General features: G+C 70.1%; 14 protein-coding genes. 4 read left to right on the top strand and 10 right to left on the bottom strand.

The annotated features are described in order from the left end of the window. Positions 1–68 precede the first annotated feature (68 nt). Positions 69–1,499, top strand: a complete 1,431-nt coding sequence (gene pyk, locus ACZ7L7_RS24025; RefSeq protein ID WP_285510051.1) for a pyruvate kinase — start codon at positions 69–71, stop codon at positions 1,497–1,499. Positions 1,500–1,595: 96 nt separating this feature from the next. Here pyk and ACZ7L7_RS24020 read toward each other — a convergent pair whose 3' ends face one another. The 4 genes from ACZ7L7_RS24020 to ACZ7L7_RS24005 form a co-directional block, all read right to left on the bottom strand. Continuing rightward, positions 1,596–2,912, bottom strand: a complete 1,317-nt coding sequence (locus ACZ7L7_RS24020; RefSeq protein WP_472077065.1) for a hypothetical protein — start codon at positions 2,910–2,912, stop codon at positions 1,596–1,598. Further along, entirely contained in the window at positions 2,902–3,477 is a 576-nt protein-coding gene (locus tag ACZ7L7_RS24015) for a DUF6114 domain-containing protein (RefSeq protein ID WP_285510053.1), read from the bottom strand. Before ACZ7L7_RS24015 ends, ACZ7L7_RS24020 begins: the two co-directional genes overlap by 11 nt. A 131-nt stretch (positions 3,478–3,608) precedes the next feature. Beyond that, positions 3,609–4,247 (bottom strand): DUF6230 family protein, encoded by a 639-nt coding sequence (locus ACZ7L7_RS24010; protein WP_285510054.1) that lies wholly within the window; start codon positions 4,245–4,247, stop codon positions 3,609–3,611. Between the two features lie 655 nt (positions 4,248–4,902). Continuing rightward, positions 4,903–5,874, bottom strand: a complete 972-nt coding sequence (locus ACZ7L7_RS24005) for a tetratricopeptide repeat protein (RefSeq protein WP_471593166.1) — start codon at positions 5,872–5,874, stop codon at positions 4,903–4,905. Positions 5,875–6,076: 202 nt separating this feature from the next. Between ACZ7L7_RS24005 and ACZ7L7_RS24000 the strand changes: the two genes are divergently transcribed. Further along, complete coding sequence (locus ACZ7L7_RS24000; protein WP_471593165.1) at positions 6,077–6,709, top strand: TetR/AcrR family transcriptional regulator; 633 nt, start codon at positions 6,077–6,079, stop codon at positions 6,707–6,709. Positions 6,710–6,960: 251 nt separating this feature from the next. Here the strand turns inward: ACZ7L7_RS24000 and ACZ7L7_RS23995 are convergent, their stop codons facing one another. The 4 genes from ACZ7L7_RS23995 to ACZ7L7_RS23980 form a co-directional block, all read right to left on the bottom strand. Then, on the bottom strand, positions 6,961–8,661 hold the full coding sequence (locus ACZ7L7_RS23995) for an acyl-CoA mutase large subunit family protein (RefSeq protein WP_471427619.1): 1,701 nt from the start codon (positions 8,659–8,661) through the stop codon (positions 6,961–6,963). A 77-nt stretch (positions 8,662–8,738) separates the two neighbouring features. Continuing rightward, positions 8,739–9,071, bottom strand: coding sequence for a DUF3817 domain-containing protein (locus ACZ7L7_RS23990; RefSeq protein ID WP_453608433.1), 333 nt, complete (start codon positions 9,069–9,071; stop codon positions 8,739–8,741). A 64-nt stretch (positions 9,072–9,135) separates the two neighbouring features. Further along, on the bottom strand, positions 9,136–9,645 hold the full coding sequence (locus ACZ7L7_RS23985) for a MarR family winged helix-turn-helix transcriptional regulator (protein ID WP_285510058.1): 510 nt from the start codon (positions 9,643–9,645) through the stop codon (positions 9,136–9,138). A gap of 22 nt (positions 9,646–9,667) precedes the next feature. Continuing rightward, positions 9,668–10,930, bottom strand: a complete 1,263-nt coding sequence (locus tag ACZ7L7_RS23980) for an MFS transporter (protein WP_471593164.1) — start codon at positions 10,928–10,930, stop codon at positions 9,668–9,670. Between the two features lie 81 nt (positions 10,931–11,011). Between ACZ7L7_RS23980 and ACZ7L7_RS23975 the strand changes: the two genes are divergently transcribed. Together ACZ7L7_RS23975 and ACZ7L7_RS23970 are read left to right on the top strand one after the other, a co-directional pair. Next, entirely contained in the window at positions 11,012–11,995 is a 984-nt protein-coding gene (locus ACZ7L7_RS23975; RefSeq protein WP_471593163.1) for an ArsR/SmtB family transcription factor, read from the top strand. Between the two features lie 78 nt (positions 11,996–12,073). Beyond that, on the top strand, positions 12,074–13,072 hold the full coding sequence (locus ACZ7L7_RS23970) for a glycoside hydrolase family 6 protein (protein WP_471427625.1): 999 nt from the start codon (positions 12,074–12,076) through the stop codon (positions 13,070–13,072). 4 nt (positions 13,073–13,076) lie between these two features. On the opposite strand, the gene glxA is transcribed toward ACZ7L7_RS23970, so the two are convergent. Next, positions 13,077–15,032 (bottom strand): radical copper oxidase GlxA, encoded by a 1,956-nt coding sequence (gene glxA, locus ACZ7L7_RS23965; RefSeq protein ID WP_472077062.1) that lies wholly within the window; start codon positions 15,030–15,032, stop codon positions 13,077–13,079. 3 nt (positions 15,033–15,035) lie between these two features. Beyond that, the gene (locus tag ACZ7L7_RS23960) at positions 15,036–16,808 is read right to left on the bottom strand and encodes a glycosyltransferase family 2 protein (RefSeq protein ID WP_472077093.1); all 1,773 of its coding nucleotides are present in this window, start codon (positions 16,806–16,808) and stop codon (positions 15,036–15,038) included. Between the last annotated feature and the right edge of the window lie 10 nt (positions 16,809–16,818).

Genomic DNA, 16,818 nt, shown 5'->3' with positions numbered 1-16,818 from the left:
ATCCCGCCCTTTTGTATTTTCCGCCAGACGGAATATTCCGCAGCGAAACAAACCGATAGGATCGCCCCATGCGCCGTTCGAAAATCGTCTGTACTCTCGGCCCCGCGGTCGACTCCCATGAACAGCTCGTCGCGTTGATCGAGGCGGGCATGAATGTGGCCCGCTTCAACTTCAGCCACGGCTCGCACGAAGAGCACCAGGGCCGCTACGACCGGGTCCGGGCCGCCGCCGCCGAGACCGGCCGGGCCATCGGTGTGCTCGCCGACCTCCAGGGCCCCAAGATCCGTCTGGAGACCTTCGCCGAGGGTCCGGTGGAGCTGGAGCGTGGCGACGAGTTCGTCATCACCACCGAGGACGTCCCCGGTGACAAGCAGATCTGCGGAACCACCTACAAGGGCCTGCCCGGCGATGTCTCGCGCGGCGACCAGATCCTCATCAACGACGGCAACGTCGAACTGAAGGTCCTGGACGTCGAGGGCCCCCGGGTGAGGACGATCGTCATCGAGGGCGGTGTCGTCTCCGACCACAAGGGCATCAACCTGCCCGGCGCGGCCGTGAACGTGCCCGCGCTGTCCGAGAAGGACGTCGAGGACCTGCGGTTCGCGCTGCGCATGGGCTGCGACATGGTCGCGCTGTCCTTCGTGCGGGACGCCAACGACGTGCAGGACGTGCACAAGGTCATGGACGAGGTCGGCCGCCGCGTCCCGGTCATCGCCAAGGTGGAGAAGCCGCAGGCGGTGGCGAACATGGAGGATGTCGTGATGGCGTTCGACGGCGTCATGGTCGCCCGCGGCGACCTGGCCGTCGAGTACCCCCTCGAAAAGGTCCCCATGGTGCAGAAGCGGCTCATCGAGCTGTGCCGCCGCAACGCCAAGCCGGTGATCGTGGCGACCCAGATGATGGAGTCGATGATCACCAACTCCCGTCCGACCCGCGCCGAGGCCTCCGACGTGGCCAACGCGATCCTGGACGGCGCCGACGCGGTCATGCTCTCCGCCGAGTCCAGCGTGGGCGCGTACCCGATCGAGACCGTCAAGACGATGTCGAAGATCGTCCAGGCGGCCGAGCAGGAGCTGCTGGCCAAGGGCCTGCAGCCGCTGGTGCCGGGCAAGAAGCCGCGCACGCAGGGCGGTTCGGTCGCCCGCGCGGCCTGCGAGATCGCCGACTTCCTGGGCGGCAAGGGCCTGGTGGCCTTCACCAAGTCCGGTGACACCGCCCGCCGCCTGTGCCGCTACCGCGCCGCACAGCCGATCCTGGCGTTCACCACCGACGAGTCCACCCGCAACCAGCTGACCCTCAGCTGGGGTGTGGAGTCGCACGTCGTGCCGTTCGTCAACAGCACCGACGAGATGGTCGACCTGGTCGACGGCGAGGTCCTCAAGCTGGGCCGCTTCAACCAGGGCGACGTCCTGATCATCACGGCCGGCTCCCCGCCCGGCGTCCCCGGCACCACCAACATGGTCCGCGTCCACCACCTGGGCGGCGACCAGAGCAACTGACGGCCCCGCGAAGGGTCTTGTACGGCGCTGAGGGCGCCCCCTGGATCAGGGGGCGCCCTCAGCGCGTTGACGGTGCCTCAGTCTCCGTACGGTGCCTCAGTCGGTGACGAACTGGTGCAGGCCGGGGACATGCAGGGTGCCGCCGAACTGGGCGGCCTGGACGACCTCGACCTTGGTGAAGTAGATCAGCGGGATGTTCAGCGGCGGCGGGTTCTCCGGGCTGAACGTCACCGGGATCAGCCCCAGCAGATTGCCGGAGATGGACTCGGTGTACATGATCGTCTTGCCGTCGCGGATGGTGGACGTGGTGCCCTTGCCCGCCTGCACGTGGTACGTCTTGCCGGTCTGCGGGTCCTTCACCGTCTGGTGCAGGTCGCCGATGTCGGTGCCGTCGGATATGACGTACTTCAGCACTTCCTTGGTGGTGCCGTTCGCCGTACGGACCTTGACGATGCCCTTGTAGTCGGCGCCCTTGAGCAGCAGCGAGCTGGCGTTCAGGTACCAAGGGTCGTCGGGCAGCGGCACGGTGTTGTCGACACCGCCCTCCGCGTCCGTGGCGACCGGGCAGTCCTCCGGGTCGACGCTCTCGGTCGCCGACGGGCTGGGCGTGGCGGTGGCCTCCTCGGCCGCCTCCTCGACCGCCTCGGCGGCGTCGTCGGCCGCCTCGGCCGCGGCGTCGGTGGTGTCCTTCGCCGCGTCCTTGACCGTGTCCTTCGCGGTGTCGGTGACCTTGTCGGCGGTCTCCTTCACCGGCTCCTCGGGCTTGTCCTCGTCGGCGCTCGGCGACGGCGTGGCGGACGGGGTGGCCGACGGCGTGGGGCTCGCGGTCTCCTTGTCGTCCTTGCCGGGGGTGAAGATGTCCTCCAGCGCACCGCCGATCTGCTCCAGCAGATTGGGGTCCGACTCGGTGGGGGACGGCGTGGGGGTCTCCGGGGCGGTGTCGCCGCCGCCGGACTGCGGTTCGGACGTCTTGCTCGCGGACGGTGCCGGCTCGGGCTCGGCCTCGTCGTCGGAACCTGAATCCGACGAAGAGGAACCGCCCGTGCCGGTCCCGGCCGTCTCGGTCGGGGTCGGCTCCGCCGTGTCTTCCTCGGCGGCGGACTCACTCACGCTCGGAGACGGCGTGGGGGACTCGGACTTCTTCTCGTCCTCGCCCTCCAGGGCGGCCACGCAGTCCTTGTACTCGTCGGCCGTCAGGCTCTTGGCGGCCGGCTGGTCCTCGGCGTTGGCGAGTGTCGGCGTGAACCCCATCCCCATGAGGACCGCCGTCGGCATCGCGGCCAGGGCTATCGCCTTGCCGGCCGGCATGTGGAACCTGGTGAACAGCGGCTTCTTGGGAGCCGCATGCCGCGGCCCGGTTCTCGCACGGGACGTGTCCACGTCAGCCCCGTGGGTCACCTCGTCAGCCGGCACTGTGCCTCCCGTTCGCCCCGTTCGCCGGGCTCGTTCCTGACAGATCGTTCGGCTCGTCCACCGCGTCCCGCTCGGCCGGGAGTTCGCCCTCGGGGGCGGCCTCCTGCTGGTCCGCGCTCTCCTTGACCGGCTCCGGCTGCGACTCCGGCGCTGCCTCCGGCACACCCGGGGCCCATGCGACGGCCATCGCGCCGCCCACCAGGGCGAACAGGAAGCCGATCAGGAAGCCGCCCAGGTTGGAGACGGGAATGGACACCAGCGCCAGCAGAATCGCCGCGACGCCCGCGAAGACGCGCACGTGCTTCTGGAACCAGAGGCTGACGCCGAGAACCATCAGCAGCACGCCGATGATCAGGGAGCCGGCGCCCGCGGTCGTCGACATCGCCAGAGTCAGATGACCGATCTGGAGGTTCGCGTACGGGAAGTAGGCGATCGGGAGTCCGCCGAGCATGACGAACAGACCGGCCCAGAAGGGCCTCGCGCCCCGCCAGGCGCGGAAGTTCCGCCTGATGACCCGGAGGTAGTGCTCATCACGGCCGGGTACGGCAGGAGTCTCGGCGCTCATGGAAAACAGCTCCCTGCTGCGGCGTTGCTGTGGTGGTGAGTTGTGATGCTGAGGGTGCGGACGTGTGAAGAGGACGCCCGGATGGTGGACGGGCGGGGGCGCCACCGGCTCCCCCGCCCGTCAGTGAGTGCTTAGTAGCACTCCTTGACACCCGTCGACAGCTTCATCGACAGACCGCTGAGCTTGAAGGTTCCGGCGGTGGTGGCCCACGCCGTCTGCTTCACGTCCTTCAGCACGACCGAGTCGGCCTGCTGGGCGAAGCCGAACGGGTTGGACTGCTCGCCGCCGCCCTTCATGCCCGGACCCTTGCTGGCGTCCTTGGCGGCCACACCGATGTCGATGCCCTTGAACGTCGCGTCGGCCTCAAGGTCGGCCACGTCGATGTACAGGTTCTCGGCCTCGACCGGCTTCTTCGGGTCCTCGCCGGCCCGAAGGATCAGGCTGACGTTGCCGAGGATCGGAATGTCAGGGGTGACAACCGACTGGCACAGGCTGTTGATGGTCGCGGACTTGAAGGCCGAGACCGCGACGGGGTGAACCGTCTTCTTGCCGCTGAGCGTGTAGCCCTCATCGAGGGCGCCGTACTGGGCGAAGCCCGTACCGTCGAGCTGCTTCGTCGTCACCTTGAACGACTGGCCCGACACGCTGAACGACGCGGCGAGAGCGCCCTGCGCGAGGGCGACACCTATCGCAGCCGTGGCGGCGACGCTGGGCACCATCACGACGGCGAACCGCTTCCATCTGGTCCCGCCACGCACCTGGGACTCCATATTTCCTCCTTCTCGGACGTACATCTCCTGGCCCTGACTGGCCCGTACGACTCGACGGCTCAGCCGGGCAGGGATGGGAGAAGTGCTACGTCCTCGGGAAGGAGAGCGCCCGCACTCGGCGGCGCGGGAACCGCGCCCGAATCACCGGCGATCACCCCCGAGCGACAACCACTGGTCGCGCCTGACACGCATCACGCACAACCTTGCTGGACAGGCTTCGCCGGAGAGCGAAGACCCCCCTGTCCAAGAACCGGCGTCATTGCCGCCGGTTCTGCCCGGTGGGGACCCTGGACTCCCGTCACCCCGGCTGGCTGTCGGGGCAGTTCGGGAATGGACCGAGCGTGGCCGATCGTGGTGCATTCTCGCCGCCCGCACAAGGGGGTTCGTTACTCGCTAGTAACGGCCGGATAACCGCGGGGCGACCCGTCGGTCTCGAACGGCGACGCTCGGTCGCCTCAGGGGGGTGAACAAATCCGGGAATCGCCGGACAGATTCCGACAGACCAACGCCCTTGATTTACTGGCAGTAACAGCGGCCGCGATTACCAAGATTTGGTAAAGCGCGGCCGCAGTGACAACAGGTTGGCCGGTTCCTTCACTCCTGTCACACGCCGTCTCGCGTTTAGTGACTGGTCAGAAGGGGGCCCGTGACCCGCTCAGAACAGGGCGCGCGCCAGGGCCCGGCGCGCCGCCGCCACTCTCGGGTCGTCGGCCCCGACGACCTCGAACAGCTCAAGCAGCCTTACCCGTACGGCCTCCCGGTCGTCACCGGCGGTGCGCTGCACCGTCTCGATGAGCCGGCCGAAGGCGTCCTCCACATGACCGCCCACCAGGTCCAGGTCGGCGGCGGCGATCTGCGCCTGCGGGTCACCGGGCTTCTCGGCGGCCTCCTTGCGCACGGTCTGCGGATCGGCGTCCTGCACCCGCAGGAGCAACTCGGCCTGCGCGAGCCCCAGTTTGGCCTCGGTGTTGCCCGGGTCGTCGACCAGAACGTTCTGGTACGCCCGGATTGCCCCGGACAAGTCACCCGCGTCCAGGGCCTGTACGGCCGCCTCAAGCAGCGCGTCGTGCGGACCGGCCGGGGCGGCGGGCGCCGACCGGTCGCCGGGCTGGGCCTCCGGGTCGACCTGCAGACCGGTCAGCCCGAACCGCTGCTCGGCCACGGTCACCAACTGGTCGAGCGTCTCGCGGATCTGCTGCTCGCCCGCGGCGCCCTGGAAGAGCGGCAGCGCCTGTCCGGCGACGACGGCGAACACCGCGGGGATGCCCTGCACGCCGAACTGCTGCATCAGCATCTGGTTGGCGTCGACGTCGATCTTCGCGAGGAGGAAGCGGCCGTTGTACTCGACGGCGAGCCGCTCCAGGACGGGGCTGAGCTGCTTGCAGGGCTGGCACCACTCGGCCCAGAAGTCGATGACGACGGGCACCTCGGTGGACCGCTGGAGTACTTCTCGCTCGAACCCGGCCTCGTCGACGTCGATGACGAGGTCCGCGGGCGATACGGCGCCGCCCCCGCCCTGCCGGGCCGCTTCGGCGCGCGCCTGCTCCGCCTTCGCCTTGGCCTCCTGGGCCGCCTTCACCGCGGCGAGGTCGACGACTCCGCTCATGGACATGTTCCGTGGCTGCATGCGTCTATCCTCCCCCGTTCTCGCGCACGAGTGAAAAGCGATGAGAAAGCCGGTCAAGCTTTCGATGCGGGGGGTCCCCACCCCACGCCAGTGGTTTCGCTACGAGTCGTAGCGTAATGGCACCGAGTGCCTCCCGGGGACGCGGGGGCGGTGATCTGCCTCACGGCGCCGACACACAGCGGGCGTGGTTATCGTGCTTGGCATGCAGAGCAGCACTCCAGCCCCACGGGCCACCGGGCGCCCCCGCAGCGCGGCGGCGGACGCGGCGATCCTCGCGGCGACCCGTCAGGCGCTGGTGGAGCTGGGCTGGTCGAAGCTGACGCTGTCCGACGTGGCGACGCGGGCGGGGGTCGCGAAGACGACCCTGTACCGCCGCTGGTCCGGCAAGAACGAACTCGTCGTCGACGCGGTGGCGGAGCTCTTCGACGAACTCGAACTGCCCGACCGCGGGACGCTGGGCGCGGACATCGAGGGCGTGGTCCATCAGTTCGCGGCGATCCTGGCGCGGCCGGAGGCCAGGAGCGGACTGATGGCGGTCGTCGCGGAGTCCACCCGCGACGAGGCGCTTCGCGAACGCATCCGTGCGTCCATCGTCGACCGCCAGAAGCGTCTGGTCCTGGAGGGCCGCGCCCGCGCCCAGGCCCGCGGCGAGCTCCCCCCGGAAACGGACGAGTCCGAATCCGCCCGCACGGTCGACCTCATCTTCGACGTCGTCGCCGGCGCGGTGGTCCACCGCTGCCTGGTCAGCGCGGAACCGGCGGACGCGGCGTGGGTCCACCGGTTCACGACGGTGCTCGTGGCCGGGCTGGGGGCCGCGTCAGCGCCTGCGCAGTAAACCCGCCCCAGCTGCGGGCAGTCGTGCCGCAGGGCGGCACGGGTGGGCGCAGCGGCACCCCGATGGCGCCGGGCTGCGCACCCACCCCGCCGTCAGCGGCCGAATCGCCGCAGCTGCGGGCAGTCGTGCCTCCCCCAGAGGGGGGACCCCCAGGCGGCACGGGTGGGCTGGGGGTCCCCCCTCTGGGGGAGGCACCCGGCCAGCGCCGGTGAGCGCACCCACCCCCAACGGCCGCACCGGACAAGGGGACTTCAGAAGCCCGCAGGCTCCGTGTACACCCCCCACTCCTCGCGGAGCACCCCGCAGATCTCCCCGAGCGTCGCCTCCGCCCGCACCGCGTCCAGCATGGGCCCGATCATGTTGGACCCGTCCCGCGCGGCAGCGAGCATCGCGTCCAGCGCGCCACGCACCGCCGCATCGTCCCGCGCGGTCCGCCGCTCCCCGAGCACCCGCACCTGCTCCCGCTCCACCTCGTGGCTGACCCGCAGAATCTCCAGGTCCCCGGTGACAGACCCGGTGTGGACGTTCACGCCCACCACCTTCTTGTCACCCTTCTCCAGGGACTGCTGGTACCGGAAGGCGGACTCCGCGATCTCCCCGGTGAACCACCCGTCCTCGATCCCGCGCAGAATCCCGGAGGTGATCGGCCCGATCGGGTGCTGCCCGTCGGGATGCGCCCGCGTCCCGCGCTCCTTGATCTGGTCGAAGATCTTCTCCGCGTCCGCCTCGATCCGGTCCGTCAACTGCTCGACGTACCACGAACCACCCAGCGGATCCGCGACGTTGGCGACCCCGGTCTCCTCCATCAGCACCTGCTGCGTGCGCAGCGCGATCTCCGCCGCCTGCTCCGACGGCAGCGCCAGCGTCTCGTCGAGCGCGTTGGTGTGCAGCGAGTTCGTCCCGCCCAGCACCGCCGCCAGCGCCTCGACGGCCGTACGGACGACGTTGTTGTACGGCTGCTGCGCGGTCAGCGAGACACCCGCGGTCTGTGTGTGGAACCGCAGCCACTGCGCCTTCTCCGACTTCGCGCCGTACACGTCCCGCATCCACCGCGCCCAAATGCGCCGCGCCGCACGGAACTTGGCGATCTCCTCGAAGAAGTCGACGTGCGCGTCGAAGAAGAAGGAGAGGCCGGGGGCGAACACATCCACGTCCAGCCCGCGGGACAGGCCCAGCTCCACGTACCCGAAGCCGTCGGCCAGTGTGTACGCCAGCTCCTGCGCGGCCGTCGCCCCGGCCTCGCGGATGTGGTACCCGGAGACCGACAGCGGCTTGTACGCCGGGATGCCCGCCGCACAGTGCTCCATGAGGTCGCCGATCAGCCGCAGATGCGGCTCGGGCTGGAAGAGCCACTCCTTCTGGGCGATGTACTCCTTGAAAATGTCCGTCTGCAAAGTGCCGTTGAGCACCGCGGGGTCGACCCCCTGCCGCTCGGCCGCCACCAGGTACATGCAGAACACCGGCACCGCCGGGCCGCTGATCGTCATCGAGGTGGTGACATCGCCCAGCGGGATGTCCTTGAACAGGACCTCCATGTCCGCCGCCGAGTCGATGGCGACGCCGCAGTGCCCGACCTCGCCCAGCGAGCGCGGGTCGTCGGAGTCCCGCCCCATCAGCGTGGGCATGTCGAAGGCCACGGACAGACCGCCGCCGCCGTTGGCGAGGATCATCTTGTACCGCTCGTTCGTCTGCTCGGCGTTGCCGAACCCGGCGAACTGGCGGATCGTCCAGGTCCGCCCGCGGTAGCCGGTGGGGTACAGGCCCCGGGTGAAGGGGTACTCCCCCGGCCATCCGATCCGCTCGAAGCCGTCGTAGGTGTCCCCCGGCCGGGGCCCGTACACCGGCTCCACGGGATCACCGGAGAGCGTGGTGAAGTCGGCCTCGCGCTTGCGCGAGGCGTCGTACCGGGCCTGCCAGCGTCGGCGGCCCTCTTCGATGGCGTCAGCGTCCATACCTTCGAATTTACTAGGACGTCCTAGTAAATGTCGATGGCGAACCGCCGTGAGCAGTTCCTCACGACGGTGTGCTGTTACGCCTTGACGGCGGCGGTCCGGGCGCCACCGACCAGCGGGAGCGTCTCCCGGGCGATCCTGCGCTCGACGAAGAAGGCGGCCAGCGGGATGGTCCCGGACAGCAGCACCCACAGCAGCTTGCCGAACGGCCACTTCGCCTTGGAGCCCAGGTCGAAGGCGAAGATCAGGTAGATGATGTAGAGGACGCCGTGGATCTGGGAGACCGCGAAGGTCACGTCCTCGCCCTTGTCGAACCCGTACTTGAAGATCATGCAGGTGCACAGCACGAGCAGCATCACGGCGGTCACGTACGCCATGACGCGGTAGCGGGTCAGCACGCTGGATTTCATGCCGTCGAGCGTAACCGCACGTTCCGGGCGATCTTCGCGCGGGTCCGGGGCCCGCTCCGGCCCCCTACTTCTCCTCGAAGTCGTGCGCCGCGATCCGCAGCGGCCGCAGCATCGCGAAGATCTCCTTGCACTCCTCCGCGTCGTACACGCCCAGCCCGAAGTCCATGGCCATCAGGTCCCGGGTGGCCGCCTCGACCACCTCGCGCCCCTTGTCGGTGATGGAGGCGAGGGTGCCGCGCCCGTCGTTGGGGTTGGGCCGCTTGGCGACCAGTCCGGACCTCACCAGCCGGTCCACGGTGTTGGTCACCGAGGTGGGGTGCACCATCAGGCGCTCGCCGATCTTCGACATCGGCAGTTCCCCGGCCTTGGAGAAGTTCAGCAGCACCAGCGCCTCGTACCGCGCGAAGGTCAGCCCGTAGGGCTTGACGATCGCGTCGACCTCGCCGAGCAGGATCTGCTGGGCGCGCATGATCGAGGTGATCGCGGCCATGGACGGCACGTTTCCCCAGCGCTGCTTCCAGAGTTCGTCGGCGCGGGCGATGGGATCGAAGGGAAGACTGAGCGGCTTCGGCACGGCAATAGACCTTACCGGCCGGTCATATCGTGGTCAGCCCTGTCTCGCCCATCGGTCCGCGGGAGGTCCGCCGCACCTCCAGGACGAGGCCGAGACAGCAGGCCGTACCGAGCGCGCCGACCACGCCGACCACGGTCGCGACCGGCCAGAACTCCGCCGCCGCCCCGGCCAGCGCCATGCCGATGCCCTGGATGGTCATCAGGCCCGCGGTGTGCACGGTCATCGCCCGCCCGCGCAGCTCCTTGGGCACCGCGTCCACGAACCAGCGGTCCAGACCCAGCGTGTACGCCCCGGCCAGCCCGGTGACCAGCAGCGCGGCCAGGATCCAGACCAGGCCGGGGCCGAGCGGGTAGACCAGCAGGGGCAGCAGTCCGCAGGAGGCGAGCGGGAGCACGATCCGGGAACGGGCGGCGGGCGAGAGGGCGGAGCCGGCGTACACCTCGCCGATGATGGTGCCGACCGGCATGGCGGCCATCAGCAGCCCGACCCCGGCCGTGCCGATGCCGATCTCGTCCGCGTAGGCGGCGGCCAGCGCCTCGGGCGCGACCATGAACATCGGCGGCACCCACAGGAGCAGCAGCAGCGCGCGGATCCTGCGGTCGCCGAGCACCTCGCGGGCGCCGGCGAGGGAGTACCGCACGAGCGAGCCGCCCTGGGCGGTGGCGGGCCTGCGCCGAGTGCCGAACCGCAGGAGGAGCGCGGAGCACAGGTACGTGGTCACGGTGACGGCCAGGGCGCCGCGGGGTGTCACGACGGTGAGCAGGACGCCGCCCAGTCCGAAGCCGACCAGCACGGCGCTCTGCGAGACCATCCTGAGCAGGGAGCGGCCGAGGACGAAGAGGTCGCCGTCGCCGAGGATCTCGGCGAGGGTGGCGGTGCGGGTGCCGCTGAACACCGGCGAGACGACGGCGATCACACAGCGCAGGGCGAGCAGTGCTGCGACGGGGGTGCCGGGCGCCGCCATGACCAGGGCGCAGCCGGCGCAGACCAGGTCGCACACCACCAGCACCCGCCGTGCGGGGTACCGGTCGGCGATCCCGGCGAGCAGGGTGCCGCCGAGCAGGTAGGGCAGGAAGCCCATGGCGAAGGTGAGCGCGCTGAGCAGCGGCGAACCGGTGATCCCGTAGACGAGGACGGTGAGCGCGATCTCGCCGACGACGGTACCGAGCAGGGAGAGCGCGAAGGCCGCGAAGACGGCCTGGAACTCCCGTACGGCGAAGACGGGGCGGTAGCCCGTGAGTTCCTGGAGGTCCGCCTGTGCGGGCGGGCTGGTCTGGTCCGGCATGGGCGGCATCCTGCCCAGGAGTGGGCCGCCCGCCGTAGAGTTTCGGCGACAGCCGAATGTTCCGGATCAGGAGGAGGTGCCGTGCCGTCCCATCTGCGCTTCGGCGACGACGATCTCCTCCGGTGCCGGTTCGCGATCTCCCCGCTGTGGGAGACCCAGGACGCGGTGCGCACCCTGCGCCGACGGGACCGGCACGGCTACCACCCGCAGTGGCTGCGCCGGATCCAGGAGTCGGCCCGGGCGCTGGACCTGGCCCCGCTGTGGCTGCTGATGCCCAGGCGCGGGCACACCCCGGACTTCCTCGGCCCGCCTCCGATCGGCCCCGCGGCCGACTTCGAGGAGGAGCTCGCGGCGGTCCGCTCGGCCGATCCGGAGGCGGCGCGCGACGACATGGCCCGCGCGCTCGCCGACACCCCGGGCGCCCTGCACTCCCCCGAGGGCCGGGCGCTGCTGGCCGACCCCGCCCGCACCGTCCAGGAGCTGGCGGATCTGTTGGCGGAAGCCTGGCGCGTCCTGGTGGCCCCGGACTGGCCGCGGCTGCGCGCCCTCCTCGAAGCCGATGTCGCCTTCCACTCCCGGCGGCTGGCGGAGGTGGGTCTGGGCGCGCTGCTGCCCGAGCTGGACCGGCGGCTGTCCTTCAGCGGCCGCACGCTGACCATGGAGGTGGCCGCCGAGCATGTGCGCGACCTCGACGGGCAGGGGCTGGTGCTGATGCCGAGCGTGTTCTGCTGGCCGGACGTGGTCAGCGGCTTCGAGCCGCCCTGGCAGCCGACGGTGGTGTATCCGGTCCGGGGCCTGGCCGGGCTGTGGGCCGAGCCCGCGGCCGGTACCTCCGAGGCACTGGTACGGCTGCTGGGCCGGGGCCGGGCGGCCGTGCTCGCCGCGCTCGACGAACCGGCCACCACCTCCGCCCTCGCCCACCGTCTGGGTCTCGCGCCCTCGTCGGTGTCCGCGCACCTGACGACGCTGCGGGACACGGGGCTGTTGGTCTCCCGGCGCTACGGCCACCAGGTGCTGTACGAGCGGACGCCGCTGGGGATCGCGCTGGCCTCGGGCGGCGCCTGAAACATGTCGATTCCGTAATAAACGTCTCCTTTATGGAACGATTGGTGACGTACCGTCACCTCCGCTCCAGGGAGCAGCATGTCCCGGCTGATCCACACCCTCGCGGGTCTCGCGGTGCTCGCACTCGTGGTGGGCTGTTCGTCCGAGGCCGACAGCGACGGGACGCCCGTCGCCGCCGCCTCGTCCCGGCAGGCCGCTCCGGCGCCCGGCTCCCCGTTCTGGGTCGACCCGGGCAGCCCCGCGGCCCAGCAGATCGAGCTGTGGCAGCGGCAGGGCCGGACCGAGGACGCCAAGCTGCTGCGCCGGATCGCGGACCGGCCCGCCGCCCTGTGGCCGACCGGGGAGAGCGACCCGGGGCCCGCCATCCGCGCGGCCACCGCCGCGGCGGCCGCCGAGGGGCGTACCGCGGTGTTCGTGGCGTACGACATCCCGCACCGGGACTGCGGGCAGCACTCCGCGGGCGGCGCGCCCGACGCCGACGCCTACCGGCGGTGGATCGAGCGGTTCGCCCGGTCGCTCGGCGGCAGCAAGGCACTGGTGGTGCTGGAGCCGGACGCCGTCGCGCACATGGTGGACGGCTGCACGCCCGGTGAACTGCACGCCGAGCGGGAGCAGTTGCTGAGCGAGGCGATCCGCCGCTTCAAGGAGCAGCCGCACACCGAGGTCTACCTCGACGCGGGCAACCCCGCCTGGATCAAGGAGCCGGAGAAGCTGGTCGAGCCGCTGCTGCGGGCCGGGATCGCCGAGGCCGACGGCTTCGCGCTGAACGTCTCCAACTTCCAGACCAACGAGGTCACCAAGGCGTACGGCCGGGTGCTGTCGCAGCGGCTGGACGGCAAGCACTTCGTCATCGACACCAGCCGCAACGGCAACGGCCCGCTGGACGGAGTCTGGTGCAACCCGCCGGGCCGCGCCCTCGGCAGCGCGCCCACGACGAGGACCGGGGATCCCGTCGTGGACGCCTACCTCTGGGTCAAGCGGCCCGGCGAGTCGGACGGCACCTGCGCGGGCGGCCCGCCCGCCGGCCAGTGGTGGCCGGAGTACGCGCTGGGCCTGGCCCGCAACGCCAAGGGCTAGCCGGTCACTTCACCTGGATCCACTTGGCCACCGAGGGCGTGCCCTCCGCGTCCGTGACGAACAGCATGTACCAGCCGGGCGGCACCAGGGCCGGGTCCTCGGGGACGGTGACCGTCACGGAGTCCTTGTCCTTGTCCAGGCCGAGCGCGATGGAGCGCTGTTCGACGTCGGTGGTGTGGGTGACCGCGCTGGGCCGCATCAGACGGGCCTTGGCGATCCGTTCGGGGTGGTCGGTGGTGAAGGTCGCCTCCCGGTTCTCCGGCAGCAGCTCGGGGCCGTCCTTCAGTACGGGCCGGTTGGCGCCGTTCTTGTGCAGGGCGGGCGGGGTGAAGACCTCCATGCGCTGCTCGAAGTGGCCGAGCTTGGTGTTCTGCTGGTCGTCGAAGAGCGGGTCGGAGCCGAAGGTGGCGATGCGGCCGTCCGGCAGCAGCAGCGCCTCGGAGTGGTAGTTGCGGCCCACTTTGGGCGCGGCGGCCTCCCGGAAGCGGTTCTCCTTGGGGACGTAGAACTGCGCCTTGAAGATGTTGCTGGCGCTGCGGCCGCGGTAGTCCTCGGAGCCGTTGGTGGTGAACACCGTGTCGTCCGGCATGATCACGCTGTTCAGGTAGCGGGTGCCCTGGGGGAGGTCGGGGCCGTCCTCGAAGGCCGGGTTGTCCTTCTTGAGGTCGACGACGGCCGTGCGCGGCGTGGACTTCTTCGACTCGCCGACGCCCCCGCCGCCGAGGATCATCACCTTCTGGTCCTGCGCGGGCGGCAGCAGCAGCGAGGCGGCGGTCTCGGTCTGGTCCAGGTCGCGCAGCCCCGGCACCTTGGTGAAGGTGTTGGTCTCCAGGTCCCACAGACCCGGTTCACGGCCCTGGTCGGCGGGCCCGTAACCGGCGTTGGCGGCCGGGTAGAAGAGCTTGCCGCCCTTGGTGAGGAACAGCGCCGGATAGGTGGGGAAGTAGCGCTTGGGGCCAGGGGACCACTTCTTGGTCTTCGGGTCGTAGATCTCGTTGTCGCCGGGGTCGATCACCCCGACGTCGTCGAGCCCGGAGACCGCGAGGACACGTCCGTCGTCCAGGCCGACCAGGGTCGGGTACCAGCGGGCCTTGTCCATCGGGTCGACCGGGACGTACTTCTCGGCGACCGGGTCGAACTCGTAGGCGGCGCGGATGCCCTGGAAGTCCTGCTTGTCCAGGGTGATCTTCTCGGAGAGGCCGTAGACGTTCTGCGCCTCCTCGCCGGTCAGCCCGACGATCTCGTACTGCGCCTGCTTGTTGGTGACGGACAGCGGGCCTTCCTCCACGGCCTCCACGAAGACCCGGGCCTCGCTGGCGGTGACCTTGGTCTGCCAGGGCTGCATCACCCCGGCCTTGTTGTAGGTGACCTTGAAGGTGCGCTTGGCCTTGGGGACGGTGACGTCGAACTTGGTGACGTACTCGACGCCGGCGGGTGAGCGGAAGCGGGTGCCCTTCTTCAGGAACACGGCCTTGTCGGGGCTCTCGTTCTTCACCCGCATCCCGCCGCCGGCCCGGTCGACCTCGCCCTCCAGCAGCTCGTAGCGGGCGGTGCCGCCGGCCACCAGCAGGCGTCCGTCGGGGAGTTGGGCGTGGCCGGAGCAGAAGAAGTCGTCCGGGGTGGGGATCTTCTTGAAGGTGTTCTTCACCGGGTCCCACAGGACCGTGTCGAAGTCGCCCGCGTCGAACTTGCGCTGCTCGTTGCCGGATCCCGCGACGATGAGCACCTTGCCGGTGTGCAGCAGGGCCGCGTGGATGGCGTTGGTGCGGTACTCCTCGGGGATGTCGACCATGCTCCAGGACCCGTAGCGGGCCTTGTAGCCGGGCTGGGCGATCTTGTACTCGTGGTACTTCTCCCCCGCGAAATCCAGCGCGGCGGGGGCGTTCAGGCCCAGCAGGATCGTGATGCCGCCGATGCCGAGGACGGTCTTCTTGGTCTTCTTCGAGGGTCGGTAGGCCATGGACTAGTTGCCTCCTGTCGGGGTACCGGAGACGGGTGCGGGGGCGAGGGCGGACTCGGTGCCGTCGGCGGGCCGCGCGGCCGGGACCGTGGACCGCCCCGCGCGCCGCTCCCTGACCCGGGTGGAGATCCACACCGCGACCGGCGCGAGCGAGATCACCATGGCGAGCACCGCCCAGGTGCGCATCGCCACATGGGTGTGGTCGAGCATCACGGAGGCGGCCAGCGAGGCGCCGAGCAGCAGCGCCCACCCCAGATGGATACGGAAGGTCAGCAGCCGGTCGGGGCTGACGTCCTCGCCCTTGGGGGTGACGACGAACCGGCTGGGCCGGCGGATCAGCGCCTCGCCGAAGGACTTGAGGTAGATCGGCGCGGACAGCGCCGACATCGCCATGCCCGCAAGCCCGCCGGAGCCCTCCGGTTCGTGCGGCGAGACGTTGTGCCGCCGGTTCCACAGGTAGAGCCCGATCTGCAGGGCCGCCGCGTCGCTGTAGAGCATCAGCCACACGGAGGCGGCGACCTGGGTGCCGGAGGCCCCGAACCACAGGAAGAGGAAGCAGCTGAGGATGCCGAGGAACCAGTTGACGGCCGTCATCGGGTAGTAGACGAGCATCAGCGTGTACGAGAACAGCCGGCCGGGCGACATGGAGAACGGCGCCTTCCAGTACTGCTTGAACAGGGTCTCGTAGGTCCCCCGCGACCAGCGCATCTGCTGGGTGAAGAAGTCGGTCCAGGAGGCGGGGCCCTCGCCGACGGCGAGCACGTCCGGGGTGTAGACGGAACGCCAGTGCCGCCCGGTGAGCGGATTGCGGCGGCGGTGCAGTTCGAAGCCGGTGGCCATGTCCTCGGTGATGGAGTCGTAGAGTCCGCCGATCTGCTTGACGGCGGCGATCCGTACGACGTTGTTGGTGCCGACGAACATGGGCGCCCGGTAGCGGTTGCCGGCGCGCTGGATGAGCGCGTGGAAGAGGAACTGCTGGGACTCCGCGGCCTTGGTGACGGGATGCTGGTAGTTGCCGTAGACCTGGGGGCCGACGACGAAGGCGACGTCCGGGTCGCGGAAGTAGCCCATCATCCGCTCCAGGAAGTTCGGGAGCGGCACGTGGTCGGTGTCGACGGAGGCGAAGAAGTCGTAGTCGCCGCCGTGCATGGCGATCCAGGCGTTGTAGTTGCCGTGCTTGGTGCGGGCCTTGTGGGCGCCCTTGGGGCGGTTCCACTCGGGGACGCCGTGGCGGGTGAAGTGGCGGACGCCGAGTTCGGCGCACAGGGCCTTGGCGGCCTCGTCGTCGCCCTCGTCCAGGAGCCAGACGTCCAGCGGTCCGTCGTGGGTGATGCGGACGGCGCCTTCGAGGGTGGCGCGGACCATGTCGAGGGGCTCGCGGCCCGGGACGTAGGTCGTCAGGAAGGCGACGCGGGTACCGGCCTCGGGGACGACGGGGATGGGGTCGCGGGCCACGAGGGTGGCGTGGGCGACCGAGACGACGTTGACGACCATGAAGAGCTCGATGAGCCCGATCGAGACGAGCATGGCGATGTCGAGGTCGACCAGCCAGCGGTCGCCGCCCTCGCGCGCGACCCAGTGGGTGGGCCAGACGAGGTAGACGAGCAGGGCGCCGGTGAGCAGGGGCGCCAGGGTCATCAGGAGGACGGCTCGTATTCGGCGTGGTTCGCGGGAGAGCAGTGAGGTGTACTGCACCCGGTAGGCAGCGTCGGCCGGTTCCGTCAGAGGTCCGGCGAGTCGGCTGTGGGTGTCGTAGTCATAGCCCTCCGGCCGCACAGCGCCCTCC

The organism is Streptomyces sp. NPDC110618 (assembly GCF_055657065.1).
Note: the sequence above shows the minus strand (reverse complement) of the source record. Positions and strands in the feature narration are given on the sequence as shown.